The following is a 22,147-nucleotide window of genomic DNA, read 5'->3' on the forward strand; positions in this document are numbered from 1 at the left end:
GTCGTAAAAAACGAGAGTTGATTGGCTCGCTCACTCCTCACCCCGGCCCTCTCCTCATTGAGCTGAGCATTACCCACAAGTGGTTATACAAGGAAGACAGCATCCAAAACAGCCTGAAGCCCCTTATCAAGGTGGGGCAAAGCTGCCGCTTTGCCCTGACTTTGGCCTTCACCGCCGCCTCTCAAATGAAACCGGCCCCCGAAAAACGCAGCTCTCCCTGTCCTCAGTCTTGTTCATTCACACTTTATAGACTTGTGGGTAATGCTCAGCCTCATTGAGAGGAGAGGGAGAACATTTCACGCCGCTTGTTTCAAGGGTGACATCAATGTGAATTCGCAATATGCGATTTTTCCGTTTCATCAATTATCACCGGCTGGCTTTGTGAGGCAGCTTACTGCCGGCTGGAATCCGGCAGCACGGGCATTAAAAAACCGGCAGAGTTTCCTCTGCCGGTTGTTGAATTAGTAGCCGCCCTTAGGTGGCACCGTTGCGGTGGCCGCAGCGGGTTTGGTCTCCGGTTCGTGGACCGGAGCAGCGCCCGGAGGGGCCTTGGCCGGATGTGGGACGATGCGCCACATCTTGCTGAGAGCGTCCTTCCAGTTCTTCAAGATCTCGTTCGCACGCGGCGATTCGGTCTTCTCAAGGTGCTGGTAGATGAGGGCTTGCAGGGCCTTGATCTCTTCCTCGTTGTCGAGGCGTTCGATGCCCACCATCTGGTCGTTGTATTGGTCAGCGAACCGGCCATCGACGTCGTAAACGTAAGCGATACCACCGCTCATGCCCGCGCCGAAGTTACGGCCCGTGCGACCGAGGATGACCACCGTGCCGCCCGTCATGTATTCGCAACCGTGATCGCCCACGCCTTCCACTACGGCGGTGCCGCCGGAGTTACGGACGCAGAAGCGTTCACCAGCGCGACCCGCGGCGAAGAGGATACCACCCGTGGAACCATACATCACCGTGTTACCGATGATCTGGTTGTCCGCCCAGGTGAACTGGCAACCATCCGGCGGGCGGATGATGATCTCGCCACCGTTCATGCCCTTGCCGACGTAGTCGTTCGCTTCGCCGATGAGCTTCATCTTGATGCCGTTCGCGAGGAATGTGCCGAAGCTCTGGCCCGCGCTGCCGGTCAACGTGATGTCGATGGAAGCCGGAGGCAGTCCCTTGTCGCCATACGTATAACCGATCTCACCGGACACCATCGTGCCGACGTTACGATAGACGTTGTTGATCTTGTAATTGAGCTTCACCGCGCCCTTGCCGTTCAGCGCGCGCTTGGCGTCGTGCATGATCTTGGCGTCGAGCGGGCTGTCACCGAAGCGTTCGTTGCGCTCGCGGGTGTGGATGCGCGTGGCGGAACCAGTCGGGTCCACTTGATAGAGCAAGCGGTCGAGGTTCAGGCTCGCGACCTTGCCTTGCACTTCCGCCGGGAAGCTCTCCACGGGCTTGCGCTCGATGAGGTCCGTGCGGCCGATGATGTCGTTCAATGTCTTGAAGCCGAGTTGCGCGAGGATTTCGCGAACTTCCTGGGCCACACCGTTGAAGTAAGCCACCACGTTCTCGGGCTTGCCGCGGAACTTGAGGCGCAACTTGTCTTCCTGCGTGGCGACACCGACAGGGCAGGTGTTCAGATGGCAGACGCGGAACATCGCGCAACCAGCCGCCACGAGGGCGCCGGTGCCGAAGTTATACTCTTCACCACCGAGGATGGCCGCCATGACGATGTCATGACCGGTCTTCAGACCGCCGTCCGTGCGCAGAACCACGCGGGAGCGCAGGTCATTCAGCATGAGCGTCTGATGCGCTTCTGCCAGACCGAGCTCGAACGGGCTGCCAGCGTACTTGATGGAGCTGAGCGGGGAGGCGCCCGTGCCGCCGTCGTGACCGCTGATGAGGACGACGTCCGCATAGGCCTTGGCCACACCGGCGGCGACAGTGCCGACACCGGCTTCAGCCACCAGCTTCACGCAGACCTTCGCGCGCGGATTGACCTGCTTGAGGTCGTAGATCAGCTGCGACAGGTCTTCGATGGAGTAAATGTCATGGTGCGGCGGCGGCGAGATGAGCGGCACGCCGGGCGTGCTGTGACGCAGCTTAGCAATGAGCGGGGACACTTTGTGTCCGGGCAATTGGCCGCCTTCGCCGGGCTTCGCGCCCTGCGCCATCTTGATCTCGATCTCTTGTGCGCTCGCCAGATATTCCGGCGTCACACCGAAGCGGCCGGAGGCCACCTGCTTGATCGCGGAGTTCGCGTTGTCGCCGTTCTCACGGACGGTGTAGCGGGCGCTGTCCTCGCCACCTTCGCCGGAGTTCGATTTGCCGCCGATGCTGTTCATCGCGATAGCCAAGCACTCGTGCGCTTCCGTGGAGAGAGCGCCCAAGCTCATGCCGGCGGTGGTGAACCGCACGCGGATGTTCTCGATCGGTTCGACTTCCTCGATGGAGATAGGGGTGCCGGGCTTGAACTTCAACAAGTCACGGGGAGAAATCGGATCGCGGCCCTGGACGGTATCCACGAACTTGAGGTATTCCTCGCGTTTGCCTTCCTTGAGGAAGCGGTGCAGCGTCTGGACAACTTGCTTGTTGTAGGCGTGGTATTCGCCACGGCCACCACTGAGCACCTTGTAATTGCCGCCCTCGTCGAGCACAGCCGTCTCGGGATTCGCATACGCGCTCTGGTGGCGGCGCAGGGAATCTTCCGCGATCTGCTTCAGCGAGATGCCGCTGATGAGCGAGGTGGTACCGAAGAAGCAACGATCGATGACTTCTTCCGACACGCCGATGGCCTCGAAGATCTGGCCGCCGCGATAGCTCGCGATGGTCGAGATGCCCATCTTGGACATGATTTTGAGGATGCCGCTCTCAATGGATTTGCGGTAGTTTGCCACGGCTTTCTCAACCGTAATGCCAGCCCATTCACCGCTCTGGATGAACTGTCGGATGATGTCGATGGCCACATACGGATTGATGGCGGAAGCGCCGTAACCGATGAGTGTGGCGAAGTGATGCACATCACGTGCTTCACCCGTTTCGCAAACGATGGAAACGCGCATGCGTTTGCCTTCGCGGATGAGGTGGTGATGCACGGCACCGACGGCGAGGAGCATCGGAACTGGAACGCGCTCGGCGTTCGTGCCTCGGTCGCTCAGGATGAGGACGCACTTGCCTTCATCCACGGCTTGCGAAGCGCGGGCACAGATGGCGTTCAATGCGGAGTCCAGATCTGCCGCACCTTTTTGCGCGCTAAAATGGCAGTAGAGCGTCTCGCAGTTGAAAGCGGGATCGGCGATGTTCTTGAGCGCTTCCAACTCGTATTCGAGCAGGAAAGGGCTATCAAGTTCGATTTGCTTCGCGTGTTCAGGGGTTTCCTGCAACCAAGAACGCTTCTGACCGATGGTGGTCGAGAGCGACATCACGATCTTCTCGCGAATGGAATCGATCGGAGGGTTCGTGACCTGCGCGAACAACTGGCGGAAGTAAGAGTAAAGGAGCTTGGGTTTGCGTGAGAGCACGGCCAACGGGGTGTCATCACCCATGGAGCCGATCGCCTCCTGGCCTTCCATGGCCATGGGCTTCATGATCGTCTGCAATTCTTCGCTGTCCCAGCCGAAGGTGATCTCCTGCAGGGTCAGGTCAAGCAAGTTGACCGGATTATGATTTTCGCTGAACGGCTTGGCGTGTTTGGCCAGCGAGAACAACTGCTGATCGCACCATTCGCCGTACGGCTGCTTGCCGGCGACGTGGTTCTTCACCTCATCGTTCTCCATGAACTTGCCGGCTTCGAGATCGATGGCGATGATGCGGCCTGGTCCGAGGCGGCCCTTGCGCACGACCTTCTTCTCATCTAACACCACGACGCCCGCTTCCGAGCCCATGACGATCAAGCCGTCATCGTAAATCTTGTAGCGGGCCGGACGCAGACCGTTACGGTCAAGCGTGGCACCAATGACTTTGCCATCGCTGAACACCACGGCAGCAGGACCGTCCCAAGGTTCGTTCAAGCTGGCGTGATAGCGGTAGAAACCCTTCACGTTGCAGGCGACGTCCTTCGACTTCTCCCAAGCTTCCGGAGCGAGCATCATCACAGAGTGGAGGATGCTGCGACCGCTCAGCTCAAGCAATTCGAGAGCGTTATCCAAAGCGGCGGAGTCTGAACCGCCGGGCTGGATGATCGGCTTCAAATGTTCGGTGTTTTCACCCCAGACTTCGGAGATGAGTTCGCGTTCGCGGGCACGGGTCCAGTTCTTGTTGCCCAAGAGCGTGTTGATCTCGCCGTTGTGCGCCAAGGTGCGGAACGGATGCGCAAGCTGCCAGTTCGGGAACGTGTTCGTGGAATAGCGCTGGTGATAGATCGCCAGCGAGGTCACGTACAGCGGGTCCTTCAGGTCGGTGAAGAACTTCGGCAACTGCGGGGCGTTGAACAAGCCCTTGTAAACGATGGTGCGTGAGGAGAAGGACGGGATGTAGAAGCTGTCGATCTTCTCTTCGAGAGCGCGGCGCTCGGCGACCTTACGGGCCAAGTAGAGGCGGCGTTCGAATTCGTCATCGCTCCAGCCGCCGGTGCGGCCGAGGAGAATCTGTTGCATCTCGGGCAAGGTCTCGCGGGCCTTGTCGCCCAAGCTGCGGGTGTTCGTAGGCACGGAGCGCCAGCCGAAGATATGGATGCCGAACTGGGCGCAAGCCTCTTCGACGATGCGGTGGCAGTTGCTGATCTGGTATTTATTACCGCGGGGCAGGAAGATGAAGCCGACGGCCAAGTCGCTGTCGTTCATCAACTTGCCGCCGAGCTTCTCGACTTCACGGCGGAAGAGCGCGCGAGGAAGTTGGGTCAATACGCCAGCGCCGTCGCCGGTTTTGGCATCGGCATCCAAGGCACCACGATGGGCCAGGTTGCAGAGTGCCTGAATGGCGTATTCGAGGATGCGATGTTCCTGCTTGCCATTGATGTTAGCGATGAAACCAACGCCGCAGGCATCGTGCTCGTTCTTCGCGTCGTACAGTGAGTTCGGTATATTCGGATACATTTCTTTCGGTATCAGCTTGTCGCCAAGCGCAGGGAACGTAGCAAAACCGTTTTTCTGTGCAAAAGATTTTTACGTCCCGGCACCACTTTCTGAGCGTAACTGTTCCTGCCTGGCGGTGTTAGTGTTTTCGTATGGGCACGCTGGCCGAATTCCGACAGGCAAAAGGTCGAAACCTAATGCCGGGCCGGTGCGTCTCCTCAGACAGCAGTCCCGGAGGGGATGTAAGCATAAGCCGGGCCGGGCAAACCCGCCATTTTAGGGCGTTGAACGGCAGTTGAATAGGTGGAATCATTAGGACGTCAAAGGTAGCAGCAATGAGTTTTCCGTTGCCAAGCCAAAGCTCCCAGCCGCTGACAGCCAGCCAGCGTGAGGCCTTAGTGACGCTATTGGCGGACGATGATGCCAGTGTTTACCACACCATTCGCCAGAAAATCATGGCGGAAGGAGTCCAAAGCAAGGAATGGCTGAAGGGGTATTCGCTGCATAACGACCCGGTGATACGGCGTCGGACCAAGGAAATCATCCAACATTTCGACAAACAGGCGGCAGATAACCGCTTTTTGGCGTTCTGCCTGAGTCACGGGGAGCATTTCAGCGTGGAGCAGGCGTGCTGGTTACTGGCACAGACCGAGTATCCGGATATCAATGTCACAGGTTATCAGGCGGTCTTAGATGATTTTGCAGGGGAACTGATGTTGCGGATCGATTTCGGAGCGGAACCGTCAGCCATCTTGGGCGAGATCAACAAATTCCTCTTCAAGGACATGGGGTTCAAGGGGAACGATAAGGACTATTACGACGCCAAGAACAGTTACTTGAACCAAGTGGTGGACCGGAAGCTGGGCAATCCTATCAGCCTCTGCCTGATCTACCTGTTCATTGCGCGGCGGCTAAGGCTGCCAGTGGCGGGTATCGGGATGCCGGGGCATTTCGTGTGCCGGTTCCAATCATCGACCGAGGAGATATTCATCGATGCCTTTAACGGCGGTCGCTTTTGGACGAAGGCCGAGTGTGTGAAGCATCTGGTGATGAGCGGGCACAGCTATCAGGAACGGTTGCTAGACCCAGTGAGCGCACGGCGGATACTCATTCGCATCTGCTCGAACTTGCATCAGATCTATGTGAACTTGGAGAAGCCTGAGGATAGTGCGCGGTTCCAGCGGTATATCGTAGCGCTGACACGGACGTTGTGAGCAGAGCAGGGAGACGCTTCGTCAGTTCTGGATGAAGTAACTGAGGTTCTCCAATTCGATCGCCAGATTCACATTGTTCACCATCACATCCTCAGGCACTTGCAGGACGATGGGCGCGAAATTCAAGATACCCGTGATGCCCGTGCGGACGAGTTCGTTGGTGACTTCCTGGGCGACAATCGTAGGTACTGTGAGAATGGCCATCTTCACTGCGTTACCGGCTACAAATTCCGCCAGCTTATCCATCGGCAATATCGGCTGCTCGATCTTCTTGTTCCGTTTGCGGTCTGCATCCACATCGAATGCCGCCACAATCTCAAAGCCTTCCTGCTCGAACCCACGATAAGAGAGCAGGGCGAGACCGAGGTTTCCCACGCCTACGAGAACCACCGGTTGCAGGCTGTTTGTGCCTAGCAAATCCGAGATCATCTTCCCCAACTGCTCTACATCATATCCCAACCCACGCGTGCCGAATTGACCGAAGTAGGTGAGATCCTTGCGAAGCTGGGTGGACTTCACGCCCGCCGCGGAAGCCAGCGCCTCACTCGATACCGTGTGGATGCCATTACTCTTAAGCCGTTGCAAGCAACGCATGTAGAGCGACAGGCGGTAAACCGCCTTGCGAGGGATCTCTGTGCGACCGTTCTTTTTCAATGCTGCCTCAAGCTACTCGTTCGCCCGCCCAATACAAGCGCAGCATATTCCTCAATCCACGAACACCACTTCGTTCGAGAGCAGCACGATCTGCGCGTATTTCTCCCACGCATCCAGCCGTTGCGGTTCCACTTCCTTGCCGAAATCCGCTTTCGCGCTCCATTCCTTCTTGCCGTAAACCGGCATGCCATCCACGCCTGCTGTGTAAATCACCTTCGGCGTCCAGTTGAACGAATCCGAGTTCGTATCCTTGCGGCTGTCCGCGATGAAATCGATGATCTCACCCGCCTTCACCTCAACCTTCGCTACGCGCATGTCCGCCTTCGCATTCTGCGCCACGCCTTCTTTGAGGAGGCCTTTGCTGCTTGAGATGATCCAGCCTTGGAGTCCATTACCTTGCTTGTTCTTATGCTCCAGCGCGCCTTGGATTTCGATCGTGCCTGACTGCGGCGCGACCCACCGCCGGATCGCCGTGTGCAACGGCGCGTTACCCGCATGACCGCCATCCGCCGTCAGTCGTAGATACGCGAATTTGTCGTCCGGGAACTTCGTGCTCCCTTGCCAGGAATCACCGCTGAAGTGCGGCATCTTGTTGAAGGTCTTCACCTTCTTCGCTGCCTCATCGATCTCGCCATAACCATACTGCCACACCGGCTCGTTCGAGACATCCTTCGGCGAAGCCTGTTCCGCCACATAGCGCTTAGCCATGTCCGCTTCTTCACGGCTCGGCAAGCGTTGGAAGGCGAGCGCATACAACGCCTTCACCTTCTCGTCATCCGTTTTCGCTGCCGTCATTTCCTTGCGATCCATCAAGCTTTTCGCCTGTTCCGCGATGAACGGGCTGTTCAGGAAGAACAACGCCTGCTGCGGCACCGTTGTGGTAAAACGCTGCGGCGTGGACACATCCGGATTTGCGAAATCGAACGCGCGGAACATGCCCGGCAAGTTCTGGCGATCGATGAACCCATACACCGTGCGGCGTCCTGTGAAGGGCGCGCTCGTGAGCTCCACCGGCAATCCACCTTGTTTCAAGTCCAGCTTGCCGCTGATGGAGAGGATCGTGTCGCGCATCGATTCGAAATCCAACCGCTGCCGGTTCATCTTCCACAGCAGAAGATTCGTTGCATCCACCTGCGCATACTTCGTGGCGAGTGCCGGATCGGCATCGGCGCTCTGCATATAAGTCGAGGACAGCATCATCACCTTGTGAAGCTTCTTCATCGACCATCCGTTCTCCATGAAATAGGAGGCGAGGAAGTCGAGCAGTTCCGGATGCGTCGGCGGTTCGGAACGCACACCGAAGTCCGCTGTCGTGCGCACCAAGGGATTCCCGAAGTGCAGCATCCAGAAACGATTCGCCAGCACACGCGCCGTGAGCGGGTTGTCCTTGCTCGCGATGGCTTCCGCGAGTTCGAGACGCCCGCTGCCTTTTTGGAATGGCTTGCGATCCGGCTTCGAAAGCACTTCGAGGAACTGGCGCGGCACCTGCGCGCCTCGATTACCTGGGCTGCCACGGATGAACACCACCGGGTTCATCGGTTTATCTTTGTCCACGAGTGACATCGCACGGGCAGGGGCACCCGGATGCACCGCATCGAGACGATCAATATCCGCCTTTAGCTCGCGCAGCTTCGGCCGCGCACCATCCAGCAGGATGTCATGCTTTGCCTCAGCGACAAACGATGGCGATTTCTCATCCAACAACACGAGGCGCAACGTGTTCTCCTGCGAATCACGCACTCCCGTCGGCAACGTCTCATTCTTTTTCTTCGCCGCCGCGTAAGCCTCTTGGAACTTGTTCTCGATACCTGCGAACACTTCATTGTAACGATCCGCCGCATCCTTGAGCGAACCCACACTACGTCCCTTGAACGCATTGCGGATCAGCGGATGGATCGGCTTCGCTGCATCATTGCCTAGCGCTTCCGTGATCGCCTTCGCCTTGTCCGCGAAACCATCAGCGGGCAGGGCGGCTAATTGGACGAATGGCGTGAATACCTCGTCATGCTTGGTCTTGATCGCATCGAGCTGCTTCACCCACGCTTCCACCACATCCCGCTCCAGCTTGCGTTCTTGGATCAGCTTGTTCGCTGCGCCACGATCCGCCATCGACTTCGTATCAATCGCCGTTTTTAGATAATCGCCAGTGCGTTTGCGGATATCCGCCATCTGCTTGCGCACTTCTTCGGCACGGAAATCTTCCAGCTTCTGCTCCAGCTTCTTATGCTCGACCAGATAGAGTTCGTTTTCTTTCGGATCAGGCTTGGTTCCGAGCAGGGGCTTTTCGGCCGGCTCCGTGCTGCTGCCGAAAACGCCGTAGAGCGAGTAATAATCCTTCGTCGGGATCGGGTCATACTTATGATCATGGCAACGCGCACACGCCACCGTCACTCCCATGAGCCCGCGCGTCACCACATCGATGCGGTCATCGATGATGTCATTCTGATTGCCCAAAAACTGACGACCAAGAGTGATGAACCCAAGTGCGGCCAGCGGACGCTTATCCTCGCCCAGCGGCATCATGTCCGCCGCAATCTGTTGCTTCACGAACTGGTCATAAGGCAGATCCTCATTGAACGCCTGCACCACATAATCCCGATACGTGTAGGAATAACCAAAACGCCGCTCCACACCGCCCGCGAGATAACCCTTCGTATCTGCATAGCGCGCCACATCCAGCCAATGACGGCCCCAACGCTCACCGTAACGCGGCGAGGCCAGCAACTTATCGATCACCTTCTCATACGCATCCGGTGAACGGTCCGCGAGAAATGCTGAAACTTCCTCCGGCGTCGGCGGCAAACCCGTCAGATCAAAGTAGGCGCGACGGATGAGCGTACGCTTATCCGCCGGGCCGGAGGGTTGCATGTTCTTGGACTCCAGCTTCGCCAGCACGAAGGCATCGATCGGCGATTTCACCCACTTCTCATTCTTCACCGCTGGCTGCGCCGGTTTCATCACCGGCTGAAAGGCCCAATGCTTCCGTCCCTCCGCCATGATGCTATCGAAAGGATTCAACGGTCCTGCGGAAGCCGTACGAGGATCCGGCGCGCCCATCTTCACCCACGCTTCGAGGTCCTTGATCTGCTGATCCTCCAGCTTCTTCTTCGGCGGCATTTGCATGTTCTCATCGTGATACCGCACCGCCTTGATCAGCAGACTCTTATCGGGATTGCCCGGCACAATGCTCGCCCCGGTATCGCCACCCTTAAGGATCGCTTCCTTGGAATCCAATGAAAGCCCGCCCTTGATCTTCTTCGTCGCCGAATGGCACTCAAAACAGCGGTCCACCAGCAAAGGCCGCACCTTGTTCTCGAAAAACTCGATCCCCTTGGCATCATCCGCCGCCTGCATCGACGAAACGCCCACCAGCACAGCCCCAGACAAGGCCGCGCCACGCTTCAAAAATCCCAGAATGCTGCTCTTACGCCACATACAAATCATTTAGACGGAAACTATGCCCAGAATATTGACCTAAACTGCGCTGTGGAAAAGAGTTTTTAAAGGGATGCACAAAGTTCTTCTCCCTCCCATGGTGGGGCAAAGCTGCGGCTTTGCCCAAACTAGGGCCTTCACCACCGAACTTACTAAAAGCCGGGGACTCGAAAAACAATCCAACGCTCCCTCTCCCTCGCCTGCACTCGCGACGCCTGTCGGAGTTCCACTCCGTCCCTTGCTGAATGTAAAAGTTCCCGACGAAGCCAATACCCCGTGCTGCCGGATTCCAGCTGGCAGTTCAGACGCGTCCGACGAAACATGCTGCTTCCTCACTTCCCCAACCGTCACTACTCCATTTCCCATAACTCCTCCTCTGCAAAAAGCATTTCTATTCATCTGAGGGGCAGGGGATTCATCGCTCGCGTCACCGACACTCGCTCCATCTGCTCCTTGACCAGACGTAAATAGAATCCTCCTTCAGATGCAATCCGTCAAAGAATTTTCTCTCCGCAAGAACGATTTCCTTCAACCCCTTGCAATGAACCAAATTACAAAGCAGCCAAAATGTGTAAGTCACATTTTGATGCACCATTTTATCGGTTTATTGCTGACACGTAGGATCAAGTAAACATTCTTCTGAACATCTTTGGACCTAGCGGGTTTTCCTCCTTTGAATTTGAAATCCTCAGCTATCGGCAATCAACTATTGGCTATGCCCTTTCGCCGCTCCCGCAATCCGTGTGATCTGTGTTCAATCTGTGGCTAAACATCTCCGCTTTCTCCATGGTAAACTAAATTCCCTCTGAAAACTTGAAACTTATAATTCTTTCCACGACGTCACCACAAAGCCCCGATTCAGATCCAGCCGTCCCAAGTTCTCATCGTAATGAAAATTGAAGCTACCGTTCATCTGCACCGTCTTGGACACGCTTGATCCCGTCACATCCTCGATGCTGCTGCCGCCGCCATTCATCGTGAATGACGCATTCGGCGCATAGATCACACCCGTGAATGCACCATTGCCATTCACTGCCAGACTCGTGTTCGCCGTCGTGCCCCAATAAAAGAAGTTTGTCGCATTGCCCGCCTGATTGATCACGCCATTCCCGCCGATCTTTGCGACTGCACCCGCCATATACAAATTCAGCGACGCACCTTTTTGGATGATGATCTTGTCCTGTCCGGTGAGGTTGATATCGGAATCTACGATCAACCGCGCCTGCACATTGCTCTTGATCAGGAGGCTGCCAGAAAGATTCGGCACACGAAAATCTCCACTGAAGTCGATGACATATTGATACCCCGTCGCACTGCCCGGCGTGAACCCGCCATTGAAGGGCAGGGTGACTTCCGGAAAGGAAACATTCATATCATCCGTGAAATACCCCGGCTTGATGCCGTTATTACCACCGCTGTGCCACGCCAGATCACCGATCGCACCATTGTTACCGATACCCACTGTGCCGCCCGGACCGGTAGAGACATGCCCGAAGATATCCGCATTGCCCGATGCGAGCGAGTTCACCAGCCCCGAGTTCGTCGCTACATCACCGTTATCCTTCCGCTTGCTCACCACATACACACCGTTGGAACTGTAGCTCGGATCCGCCGAATCAAAGCTATCCACCAAGATGTTGTTTCCATTCAGCGTTATCTGACCTTTCGCCACCATACCTTTCGTGAAAAGCCCGTCTTTCCGCGTCTCCACTATTAATGTGCGCTTGATGGTCGCCTCATCTTTTAAAGGAGCTCGCAGATTCGCTGTCGCAAAGATCACTGGATAGGTGCCGTTCGAGATTACGATCAGCGTCGAACCATCATCCACCGTGCGCACCTTGAAGCAACCGATGTTCGTCGCCGTCCAGCCGTTGGAAACGAGGTTGGTGCCCTTGGTCTGATAGAGATGTGCCAACGCTTCCTCCACGCCGCCTTCCATCGCGGGGATGCAACTGTTCCACACGCGCGACCGCATCACCGACTGATGCTGTGCGCTGATCATGCTGAGATACGCAGCCAGCACGAACCCGAGCGTGAAACACAACAACAACACGCCCACCAAGACGGAACCATGATTGCGACGCAGTGAAATCCTCATACACAGACACCCTTAGCACGCCCCTTGCCAGCCATTAGAGTAGACACTGCAGCAACCGCTTTTTGTACCAAACGCCCTCCACAATGGCCCGAGCCCCTAAGCCCTCTCGGCCCTAACGCCTCGTGATGAACCACTCCTTTTCTACAAACCTGAGAACTATTCTTACCCCTGCTAAATCAAATCTAAAACCTCTTTGCTCCAATTCAATACACTGTCTTTCGGAGGAGCGCGGGTTGTTCCAACTCGCAGCAATATTCAATAGCACAACCGTAATCAGATGCTTTGTCGCGCGCACAGTTCCCTTGTAGCGCAAGCGTCCCGCTTGCCGTCCAAGCAGTCCGTCCCGGCTGCTCCCTCTTCGTTCCACAGGTTGACAGCATGCTGCCTGTCCCGCGACTGCGGTGATGTCGCCGACTGGCAGTCGGCAGAACCCTGAAATGCATCAAATAGCTTAGTATGATTTCACAATTTCCAAACCCCTCATTGGCCCAAAGGGCCAATAGATTCTAGCCCAAGGCAGCTCTGCTGCCTTGGGTTAACGAACGAGTATCAATGCGGCCTGAAAGGCCGCCAGACTTGAGGAGAGGGGAGACATCCCGACAATTCGCCGTAGCAAAGAGGTTACAAGAAACAGCACATCAAAATCGATATGACGTGGTGGAGCCCATCGTCTTGCCCCGATTCCGTGTCGGGCTCCTGGACCCCATGCTGATAGGTCGGAGCAGCGGGCCGTCGCCAAAGCCGGTACCCATCCAAATTTTAACAGTGCCTAATAACGCCCAACGCCCCCCCCTCTCCCTCTCCTCCGGCGTGGGCAGGGGGGGAGAGGAGGCCTAAAACTCGTAATCGTCCTCGTCGGCGTTCTCGTCCTCGATTTCTCCAATTCCCATTCGCTTGAAAACAAAAAACCGGTGATCGCGCACGCGACCACCGGCTTGAAAAACTATTCAAACGCTTACCTTACCTTCGGCAACAACCACCCGAGCAACTCACTGATCGGCATGCGCTCCTGCTTACCGTCATCGCGATGACGCACCGTGACCGTGTTCAGCAGCTCCGGCTTCTCGCCGAGTGTATCGAAGTCGATCGTCACGCAGAAGGGCGTACCCGCCTCGTCCTGACGTGCATAACGGCGTCCGATGGCACCCGCTTCGTCGTAGAAGGCCAGTGCATGCGGGCGCAGCAGGTTGAACACTTCTTTCGCCTTGGCGACGAGTTCCGGCTTGTTCTTCAGCAACGGGAACACGCCCACCTTGTAAGGCGCCACGCGCGGATGGAACTTCATGATCACGCGCGTCTCGCTCTTGCCCTTGTCGTCGGTCGAGGTCACTTCGCTGTAAGCGTTCGTGATGAGACCGAGGATAAGGCGGTCCACACCGGCAGACGGCTCGATGACGTGCGGGATGTATTGGCCCTTGGCCAGGCCTTCGGCGTTTTCCTTCGCTTCCTTCTCCGCCTTCTCCTGCGGCACACCCGTCTTCACCATGTATTTCAGGCGCGCTTCGTAATAACGTTTGGAGATGTCCGCTTTCTTCGCGTCATCCAGCTTGCCCCAGGCCGTGCGCAACTCTTCGTCGAACACGCCCATGCTCTTGCCGGAGAAACGTTGATGCTGCGAGAGATCGAAGTCGCTACGAGCAGCAATACCTTCGAGTTCTTCACCCTTCATCTCACCCTTTTCATCCACCTTGCTGAAGGGGAACTTGAACAGGATGTCCGTCGTCGCCCGCGCATAATGCGCCAGTTCTTCTGGCGTCTGGATATGGAAGCCCAGCGTATCGCGCGAGATGCCGATGCCCTCGTAAAAGCGCACGCGTTCCTCCACCCAATACTGATGCCAGATCTGCCAGCCCCAATTCGGCTGCGGCTCACCCGGATGCCCCGGACCCGTCGGCGTGGCGACACTGCCGTGAATAGCTTCGATGGCCTCATCAGGTTTGATGAAAAATTCCAACTCCATCTGCTCGAACTCACGTGAGCGGAAGGTGAAGTTACGCGGCGTCACCTCATTACGGAACGCCTTGCCGACCTGCGCGATACCGAACGGGACCTGCTGACGCGATGTTTCCAGTACGTTCTTGAACTGCGCAAAGATCGCCTGCGCCGTCTCCGGCCGCAGATAAGCCACGTCCGCCTCCGTCGCCGTCGGACCGACGTACGTCTTGAACATCAAGTTGAACGGCACTGGGGGAGTGAGCAGACCGCCGTTCTCGGGATTGTAACGCGTCGTCTTCTCGACCTTCTCGGTGTTCTCACCGAGCAGTTCGATGTTTTGCAGACCGCGTTGCTGATAAAATAGAGTGGCTGTCTTGCGCGCACTTTCCGGCGGCTTGCCGGGAGCGAGCAGAACGGAGTATGGCTCGTTGCTTTCCTTGCCGGAAACCGTGTCCTTCGCGCCCGTGTAATGATAGGCGGTGCCGCTCAGCTCATCCACTTGATCCGCGCGGAAACGCTTCTTGGTGAGCAAGCAATCGCACATCGGATCGCTGAACGTGTCCACATGACCGGACGCGCGCCAGATCTGCGGGGCCATGATGATGGTCGCTTCCAGACCCGCGACGTCATCGCGCTGGTGCACCATGCTGCGCCACCACAGGTCTTTCACGTTGCGCTTCAGCTCCGCGCCCAGCGGACCGTAATCCCAAAAGCCCTGGATACCTCCGTAGATCTCCGACGATTGAAATACAAACCCGCGCCGCTTGCACAGCGACACGATCTTTTCCATGAAAACATTCTCTTTTGGCTCTGCCATAGGAACGGCCAGTGTTTGAAAATGCCGCCGAGAAGTCAAGGTGTTGCCGTTGGAGCTAGGAGCGCGGGTCTTCGACCCGCAGCAACGTACGAAGTTACGCTGACGTAAAATATCCCTACGACAGCCGCTAACCGCAAGGCGGAGAGAGCCATCACCGTTACAAAAGACTTACGAAAGCAAAGTAATGCTACAACACCCTCGCCCCTCGGAGGGGAGAGGGCCGGGGTGAGGGGTGCCGGGATTTGTCTGAAGTGCCATTTACAATGAGGTAACCCAACTACTCAGACATCTGCTTCCCTCTCACCGCCGCCTCAATCTTCGCCACATCGATCTTCCCCATCTCCATCATCGCCACAAACGCCCGCTGCGCCACGTCACCACCCTTGGCCATCGCCTCCGTCAGCACCCGCGGCGTGATCTGCCAGGACAAACCCCACTTATCCTTGCACCACCCGCACGCACTCTCTTGACCGCCATTCCCCACGATCGCATTCCAAAGACGATCCGTTTCCGCCTGATCCTCCGTGGCGATCTGAAACGAGAACGCCTCACTATGCTTGAAAATATCTCCGCCGTTGAGCCCGATGCACGGTATACCGCAAACCGTGAACTCTACCGTCAGCACTTGCCCCTTCTTACCGCCCGGAAAATCCGCCGGTGCCTTATGCACCGCACCGACCTTGCTATCCGGAAAAGTCCGCGCATAAAAATTAGCCGCCTCCTCCGCATCACGGTCATACCACAGGCAAAGTGTATTCTTATTCATAGTCGTAAGTTGTTTCGGTTGAAATTATCTCATCAGCCTAACCCCGCTCCTGAACTTTGGTAGTAGGAAAACTCCTATCAATTCATGCCCTCCATGGCTCCGTGGTTTTCCTTTGTCCCAACTGAAAACTGAACACTGAAAACTTGTAACTCTTCTATTTCGCCGGCGGCGAAACCTCCGACACATCCAGCCTTGCCAAGATCGGCGCTGCCGCCTCTCTCAATCGTGGCAACTTCCGATAAAACACCATCACCACGATCAGGCAGATCGTCCCGCTGATCAACAACGTCGTCGCCGATCCCAATGTATTCGCCACCGAACCCGCGATCAGATTCCCCACCGGCACCGTGCCTGTGAACGCCATCGTGAACAAGCTCATCACACGCCCGCGCTTGTCATCGTCCACAAACGTCTGCACCAGCGTATTACTCGACGCCATCAGCAGCACACCACCTGTGCCCGCACACGCCAGAAACACCATCGAAAGCGCCAGCCAATGTGACATCGCAAACCCGCTCACCCCCAGCGCCATCAGTACGCCGCCAAATGTGATTACATTTCCCAACCCTCGCACCGTGCTCCTCGTTCCCAGATAAAGCGCTCCCGCCAAAGCCCCGATACCCGATGACGACATCAGCAATCCCAGAATCTTCGCATCCCCATGGAACACTTCTTTCGCAAACACCGGCATCAACACCGAGTAAGAGAACCCCGTGGCACTGAAAGCTGCCACTAACAGGATGAGCGCTTTGATCGGCGGAAACCCAAACGCATAGCGAAACCCTTCACGCAATTCCACCCACGGATGTTTCTTCACCTCCTTCGGCTTCTGCGGCTTCAACTGCATCGCCAATAGCGCAAATATCACCGCCAGATAACTAAACCCATCGATGAGGAAGCAAATGCCCGCGCCAAATGCCGCGATGATAAATCCACCGATCGCCGGTCCCACCAACCGCGCCAGATTGAACAGAGATGAATTGAGCGCGATGGCATTCCCGAGCTGCTCACGATTCTCTACAAACTCCACCACCATCGCCTGTCGCACTGGCATGTCGATGGCATTGATCACCCCTTGCAACAAACTCAGCGCGATGATGTGTGACACATCAATCGCATCCGCCAGGGTAAATCCCGCGAGCAAGAACGATTGGATCATCGATCCCACTTGTGTCGCCACTAGCAGCTTATGTCGGTTCACCCGATCCACCCAAACACCCGCTAACGGCCCGAGGAAGAATGTCGGCGCGAGACTCGCAAAGCCCACGACACCCAAGAGGAAAGGGGACGCGCTGATGTGATACACCAGCCACATGGACGCCGTCTGGCTCATCCACGTGCCCATCAGCGACACGATCTGTCCGGCAAAATAAAGGCGGTAATTCCGTGAAGAAAAAGGCCCCGTCAAACGCTTCCACCGCATAAAGACTCAATATCCGCCAAACCACCCAAACTGCAACCTCTCATCCCGTAGCCGCGGACATTAGTCCGCGCTAACTTACCTTTCGATGTTCAGAGTTCAGTGTTGGATGTTCGATGTTTCCGGGAAATTACGCCCTGAATTCCTTCAACACTTTCCCCACTTCCGCATGCGCCATCACCACATCCGGTTCTCTCTGTAGCGCCTCGTAGTAACTCCGCGCAAACCCTTGCCCTTCCTCAGACGCCACCAGCAGCCCCTTCGTCTGCTTTACGATGATACCCGAATTGATACCCGTGATGCGTTCCTTGCCTTCCAGCAATTCATCGATCGCCACTACCAGCTCCGAGATCGGATGCAGCCACGCAAACCACGGGTCGGCGATCAGTAATTGCAGAAATTGATTGGGCGATGTCACCTCGCCGAAAGTCTCTTCGTAAGCCGCTTTCTCGGAATCGATCAATGTTTTGTGCAGCGCCATGAGGCCCAGCCGCAACGCCCCGAGATCCTTGCGATACTTGGCTTCTTCTGCTGATAAATCAAAGCTCGGCATGACAATGCTCTCTTTCCCGCCAGCGCCTTGCTGGCTCATTACCCATTTACCATCCACCATCCGCCCCTGACGCGCAAACAAAGTTAATATGCAAATATTTAATGCTCAGACATTGAAACCGTTTTAATTTCTTTGCATCGTCCTCCTGTGCCGACATTGCTGTTATCTTCCCGCCAGACTGATGATACACAGAAGCTCTGGCGTGCCTGTATCTCTGAGGAATGGAAAATCGAGCGTGTTCACGGCTGGAAGGTGCCGGAGATTTCCAATAAGCATGTTGCCGTCTATGGCGAATCCCTCTTTGGTAAACATGTGGCGAAAACCCTTGGGTTCACCTTGCTGGAGCCGTCCATCGATTGGCTGCCCAAGCTTCCTGCACAGTATCGTGGCCGTGACGTGCGCTTGATGACCTTGGCCGAAGCTCGCTCGGTCAGAGAGCGAAATTTCTTTAAGCCCGCTGATGAAAAATGTTTCAGCCCTCGTGTCTATGAACACGGTGGTCAATTGCCTGCTGAGGGATTATTGCCGGAAGAATTGCCGGTGCTCGTACAGGGAGTTGTGCAATGGACAGTTGAATATCGTTGCTTCGTCCTCAACCGTCGGATTTTAACCGCCTCAGCTTACTGGCGTCACGATGCCCTTGCGAAAGATGCCGAAGGCTATTGGGACTCACCCGCGGAGGAACACGCCGCTGCAGTTCAGTTCTGTGAATCTGTTCTGCGAGATTCCACCGTGGAGATTCCCTACGCCATCGTCATCGATGTCGGTTACATAGCTGATCAGGGCTGGGCAGTCGTCGAAGCGAACGCCGCGTGGGCTTCCGGTCTTTACGGTTGCGATCCGGCTCAGGTGTTGAAGGTCTTGCTGGGATGCGTCCACGATTGACGCATCATTTCGCCAACACCTTCTTCAACCCCTCCAAGCACCGCTGATTCTCCTCGCCCGTGCCCACGGAGATGCGCAACCACTCCGGCAAACCATACCCGCCCATCGGACGCGTGATGACGCCGAGCTTCTGCAAGCCGAGGAAAACCTTCTGCCCATCGCCCACCTTCACGAGAATGAAGTTCGCCGCGCTCGGGATGTAATCGAGGCTCAGCTTGCGGAACGCCAGTTCGTAAAATTCCAACCCCGCCTGATTCACCGCCCGCGTCTTCATGACGTGATCGATGTCATCCAACGCCGCCATGGCACCGACTTGCGCCGGAAGATTCAGGTTGAATGGCTGCCGGATCTTCTCCAGCGCTGCGATCACTTCCGGATGTCCGATGCCATAGCCCACACGCAAACCGGCCAGCCCAAAAATCTTTGAGAACGTGCGCATCAGGATGATGTTCGGGAAATCACCGCGACGGATGAGCGGCAGGAAATCCACCGGATCTTTGAGGAATTCGATATACGCCTCATCGATCACCAGCATCACATGGGGTGGCACTTGGTTTACCAACTCCGCGAGATCGCCCTTGGAGGAGAGCGTGCCCGTCGGATTATTCGGCGTAGCCACGAACATCACACGCGTGTTCGGCGTGATGGCTTTCACCATCGCCTTCAGATCGTGACCGAAATCTTTCGCGGGAACGGTGATGACATTCGCGCCGAAGAGCTTCGCCATGATCGGATAGATAGCGAAGGAATACTGCGACACAATCACATCCACGCCCGGCCGCATGAACGCATGGCCGACGAACTCGATGATTTCGTTCGACCCATTGCCGAAGATGATGTTACCCGGCGTCATTCCATGAATGCCCGCCAGCTTGTTCCGCAGATAGAACGCATTGCCATCAGGATACAGATGCAGCTTCGGCAACAACTCTTGCAACGCGGCAATCGCTTTCGGAGATGGCCCCAACGGATTCTCATTCGAGGCGATCTTGATGATCTCATCCGCGGGCAAACCCACTTCACGCGCGACTTCTTCGATCGGACGGCCCGGCACATAAACGGGCAGATCTTTCAAGACCGGGTTCAGTTCAAAGGGCAGGGCCATAAAAATATTAGAGGCGGGAAAGGATGCGTTTCACATCCACATGTTTGGCGATCATGTCACGGATGACATTGATCTTCGCAGTATCCGTCGCGCGTGTCTTCACCGTGAGATCATGCACTGTGGACGCCACTGTGTAGCTGTCCTTCTTGGCGAGCAGCACAGGGAAGGGGGCGGCCTTAAGAATCTTTTCCACCGCACCACTCGGACGAATATCATCCGTCAGCACGATGCCAGCGAGGCAAGGCACACCCGTTTTCTCATCCGTGAGTGCTGTTGCTGCGGCGAGCAAGATATCTTCGCGGTCACCCGGCACGATGAGCAACGCACCGCATTTGAAATGCTTCACCGCGTTCTGCACGCCCATGGCACCGACGACCACGGTGTCGACTAGATTGTTGAACTGCTTGGATTTATTCAACGCCTCGGACTGCAACTCCTCGTGGATCAGTTCCAGTGTCGGACGCGAGAGAATCGGTTGATGCGGCACCACGCCAAGCAGTTCTAGCCCTTTGCGCTTGAGACCACGACTCGCGAAGTCCTTGATGAAATCCACCTTGTTCGGCAGCACCTTGTTCAGAATCACGCCGATGACCTCGACGCCTTCTTTTTCAAAAAGCGCTTGGTTGATAGCCACTTCATCGATCGGTTTCCCGATGCCGCCTTGAGAAACGATAATCGCCTTCGCTCCGAGGACTTTCGCCACACGCGCATTCGAAAGGTCGAACACAGAACCTACACCCGCATGGCCAGAACCTTCGCACAGAACGAAATTCTTTTCCCACGCCACGCGATCGAACGCCTTCTGGATGCGTTTCACCAGCACATCGTAGTTAGCCGATTCGAGATACTTGCGGGTGAAGTCTGGTTCGATGGCGATCGGGCTCATGTCCACCAGCGGGCAATCGAGCTGATACACCTTGTCCATCAGCACCGTGTCTTCATCGATCTTCTGCTCTTCGATCTCTACGAAGCGCTGGCCCACTGGCTTGATGTAGCCGATGCGCGGGTGCTGCTGCTGCAAGGCCGCCATGAGGCCAAGAGAAGTCGTGGTCTTGCCGTCGTTCTGCCGCGTTGCGGCGATGAACACGCGGGGAGTGGTCTGATTCATTTGTTTGACAACTATTCGCCAGGCAAGCGAGAGCCAGCACCGGGATACAAGGTTTCGTATTCGATGGATTGAAGGCCGACGATGGCGGCGACGCCCAGGATGTCATGGGCATTGCAACCGCGGGAAAGATCAGCGGCTGGACGATCAAGGCCGAGGAGAATCTGGCCGTAAGCATTCGCGCGAGCCACATGCTGCACGAGCTTGCTTGCGATATTTCCTGAGTTCAGGTCGGGGAAAATGAGCACATTCGCGCGACCAGCCACCTGGCTGTCCGGCAGCTTGCGCGAGGCGATGTCCGGGATGAGCGCGGCATCCACTTGCAGTTCACCGTCGAAATCCGCTTCGAGATTTTGCTGATGCGCCTTCTGTCTGGCCAAGGCGGTCGCTGCTTGTACGCGACCGATGCTGTTATGCGTGGCGCTGCCTTTGGTCGAGTAAGAGAGCAGGGCGACGCGGGGTTTAACGCCGATGATCTGCCGCGCCAGTCGCGCTGTTGAAACAGCGATGTCCGCAAGCTGTTCCACCGTAGGTTCAGGGATCACACCGCAATCCCCCATGAACAGCACACCATTCTCACCAAAACGCGTGTCTTCCACTTCCATCACCATGCAGCTTGAAGCGGTGGTAGCTTGCGGTGCGACTTTGATCACTTGGAAAAGGGGACGCAGCACACTGCCGGAGATCTCATTCGTACCGGAGATGAGCCCATCCGCCTGATGCATCGCGACCATCATGGCGCCGTAATAATTCGGCTTCATCATGGCCTCGCGCGCTTCCTCTTCGCCCACGCCTTTGGAGCGGCGGAGGGCGGCATAGCGCTTGGCAAAGCTTTCGAGATCTTCGCTTTCAACGGGGTTGATGACGCGGACGCCTTCAAGGGAAACATTCAGGCGCGCTGCTGCCTCCTTCACCTTGGTACGATCACCCAATAGGATGGGAACACCCAGACGCAAAGAATAAAACTGCCGGGCCGCTTGCAAGATGCGCGGCTCGGTACCTTCCGGAAACACCACCCGTTTGGGATGACGCTGGAGCTTTTCGATGACACTCCCGATAAATCGCATGGGCTGTTAGTAACGGACACCGCCCCAAACTGCAACTCGCAAACATGGCGGCTTACCCGGTCCAGGGACAAATTCGGGCTTGAGCCT

13 protein-coding genes are annotated in these 22,147 nt (G+C 56.4%); 2 read left to right on the top strand and 11 right to left on the bottom strand.

Translation table 11 applies throughout. The features are described from left to right. Nucleotides 1-461: 461 nt before the first annotated feature. Complete coding sequence (gene gltB / locus VGH19_01275; GenBank protein ID HEY1169974.1) at nt 462-5,027, bottom strand: glutamate synthase large subunit; 4,566 nt, start codon at nt 5,025-5,027, stop codon at nt 462-464. A gap of 314 nt (nt 5,028-5,341) precedes the next feature. Here gltB and VGH19_01280 point away from each other — a divergent pair, with 314 nt between their 5' ends. Next, the gene (locus VGH19_01280; GenBank protein ID HEY1169975.1) at nt 5,342-6,220 is read left to right on the top strand and encodes a transglutaminase-like domain-containing protein; all 879 of its coding nucleotides are present in this window, start codon (nt 5,342-5,344) and stop codon (nt 6,218-6,220) included. A gap of 21 nt (nt 6,221-6,241) precedes the next feature. On the opposite strand, the gene VGH19_01285 is transcribed toward VGH19_01280, so the two are convergent. The 7 genes from VGH19_01285 to VGH19_01315 form a co-directional block, all read right to left on the bottom strand. After that, nucleotides 6,242-6,874 (bottom strand): redox-sensing transcriptional repressor Rex, encoded by a 633-nt coding sequence (locus VGH19_01285; GenBank protein HEY1169976.1) that lies wholly within the window; start codon nt 6,872-6,874, stop codon nt 6,242-6,244. A gap of 51 nt (nt 6,875-6,925) precedes the next feature. Then, nucleotides 6,926-10,309, bottom strand: a complete 3,384-nt coding sequence (locus VGH19_01290) for a PSD1 and planctomycete cytochrome C domain-containing protein (protein HEY1169977.1) — start codon at nt 10,307-10,309, stop codon at nt 6,926-6,928. 820 nt (nt 10,310-11,129) lie between these two features. After that, nucleotides 11,130-12,407 carry a hypothetical protein gene (locus tag VGH19_01295; protein ID HEY1169978.1) on the bottom strand — a complete coding sequence of 426 codons (1,278 nt, stop codon included), beginning with the start codon at nt 12,405-12,407 and terminating at the stop codon, nt 11,130-11,132. Nucleotides 12,408-13,362: 955 nt separating this feature from the next. Then, on the bottom strand, nt 13,363-15,159 hold the full coding sequence (locus VGH19_01300) for a glycine--tRNA ligase (protein ID HEY1169979.1): 1,797 nt from the start codon (nt 15,157-15,159) through the stop codon (nt 13,363-13,365). A gap of 277 nt (nt 15,160-15,436) precedes the next feature. Next, entirely contained in the window at nt 15,437-15,925 is a 489-nt protein-coding gene (locus VGH19_01305; GenBank protein HEY1169980.1) for a VOC family protein, read from the bottom strand. Nucleotides 15,926-16,079: 154 nt separating this feature from the next. Next, complete coding sequence (locus tag VGH19_01310) at nt 16,080-17,348, bottom strand: MFS transporter (GenBank protein ID HEY1169981.1); 1,269 nt, start codon at nt 17,346-17,348, stop codon at nt 16,080-16,082. A 127-nt stretch (nt 17,349-17,475) separates the two neighbouring features. Further along, entirely contained in the window at nt 17,476-17,979 is a 504-nt protein-coding gene (locus VGH19_01315) for a hypothetical protein (protein ID HEY1169982.1), read from the bottom strand. A 66-nt stretch (nt 17,980-18,045) separates the two neighbouring features. Between VGH19_01315 and VGH19_01320 the strand changes: the two genes are divergently transcribed. After that, on the top strand, nt 18,046-18,783 hold the full coding sequence (locus VGH19_01320) for an ATP-grasp domain-containing protein (GenBank protein HEY1169983.1): 738 nt from the start codon (nt 18,046-18,048) through the stop codon (nt 18,781-18,783). 4 nt (nt 18,784-18,787) lie between these two features. Here the strand turns inward: VGH19_01320 and hisC are convergent, their stop codons facing one another. The 3 genes from hisC to pta are packed head-to-tail and all read right to left on the bottom strand — an operon-like array spanning nt 18,788 to nt 22,060. Continuing rightward, complete coding sequence (gene hisC, locus VGH19_01325) at nt 18,788-19,888, bottom strand: histidinol-phosphate transaminase (GenBank protein ID HEY1169984.1); 1,101 nt, start codon at nt 19,886-19,888, stop codon at nt 18,788-18,790. A gap of 7 nt (nt 19,889-19,895) precedes the next feature. Further along, the gene (locus tag VGH19_01330; protein HEY1169985.1) at nt 19,896-20,996 is read right to left on the bottom strand and encodes an AAA family ATPase; all 1,101 of its coding nucleotides are present in this window, start codon (nt 20,994-20,996) and stop codon (nt 19,896-19,898) included. A gap of 11 nt (nt 20,997-21,007) precedes the next feature. Next, entirely contained in the window at nt 21,008-22,060 is a 1,053-nt protein-coding gene (gene pta, locus VGH19_01335) for a phosphate acetyltransferase (GenBank protein ID HEY1169986.1), read from the bottom strand. Nucleotides 22,061-22,147: the final 87 nt, after the last annotated feature.

It is taken from the genome of Verrucomicrobiia bacterium (assembly GCA_036405135.1).
Classification (GTDB): domain Bacteria; phylum Verrucomicrobiota; class Verrucomicrobiia; order Limisphaerales; family JAEYXS01; genus JAEYXS01.

Bases quoted from the DNA above. Each gene is read 5' to 3' on its own strand.
- VGH19_01280 (HEY1169975.1), top strand. From the start codon at position 5,342: ATGAGTTTTCCGTTGCCAAGCCAAAGCTCCCAGCCGCTGACAGCCAGC.
- VGH19_01305 (HEY1169980.1), bottom strand. From the start codon at position 15,925: ATGAATAAGAATACACTTTGCCTGTGGTATGACCGTGATGCGGAGGAG.
- VGH19_01310 (HEY1169981.1), bottom strand. From the start codon at position 17,348: ATGCGGTGGAAGCGTTTGACGGGGCCTTTTTCTTCACGGAATTACCGC.
- hisC (HEY1169984.1), bottom strand. From the start codon at position 19,888: ATGGCCCTGCCCTTTGAACTGAACCCGGTCTTGAAAGATCTGCCCGTT.
- pta (HEY1169986.1), bottom strand. From the start codon at position 22,060: ATGCGATTTATCGGGAGTGTCATCGAAAAGCTCCAGCGTCATCCCAAA.
- VGH19_01330 (HEY1169985.1), bottom strand. From the start codon at position 20,996: ATGAATCAGACCACTCCCCGCGTGTTCATCGCCGCAACGCGGCAGAAC.
- VGH19_01295 (HEY1169978.1), bottom strand. From the start codon at position 12,407: ATGAGGATTTCACTGCGTCGCAATCATGGTTCCGTCTTGGTGGGCGTG.
- VGH19_01290 (HEY1169977.1), bottom strand. From the start codon at position 10,309: ATGTGGCGTAAGAGCAGCATTCTGGGATTTTTGAAGCGTGGCGCGGCC.
- gltB (HEY1169974.1), bottom strand. From the start codon at position 5,027: ATGTATCCGAATATACCGAACTCACTGTACGACGCGAAGAACGAGCAC.
- VGH19_01300 (HEY1169979.1), bottom strand. From the start codon at position 15,159: ATGGCAGAGCCAAAAGAGAATGTTTTCATGGAAAAGATCGTGTCGCTG.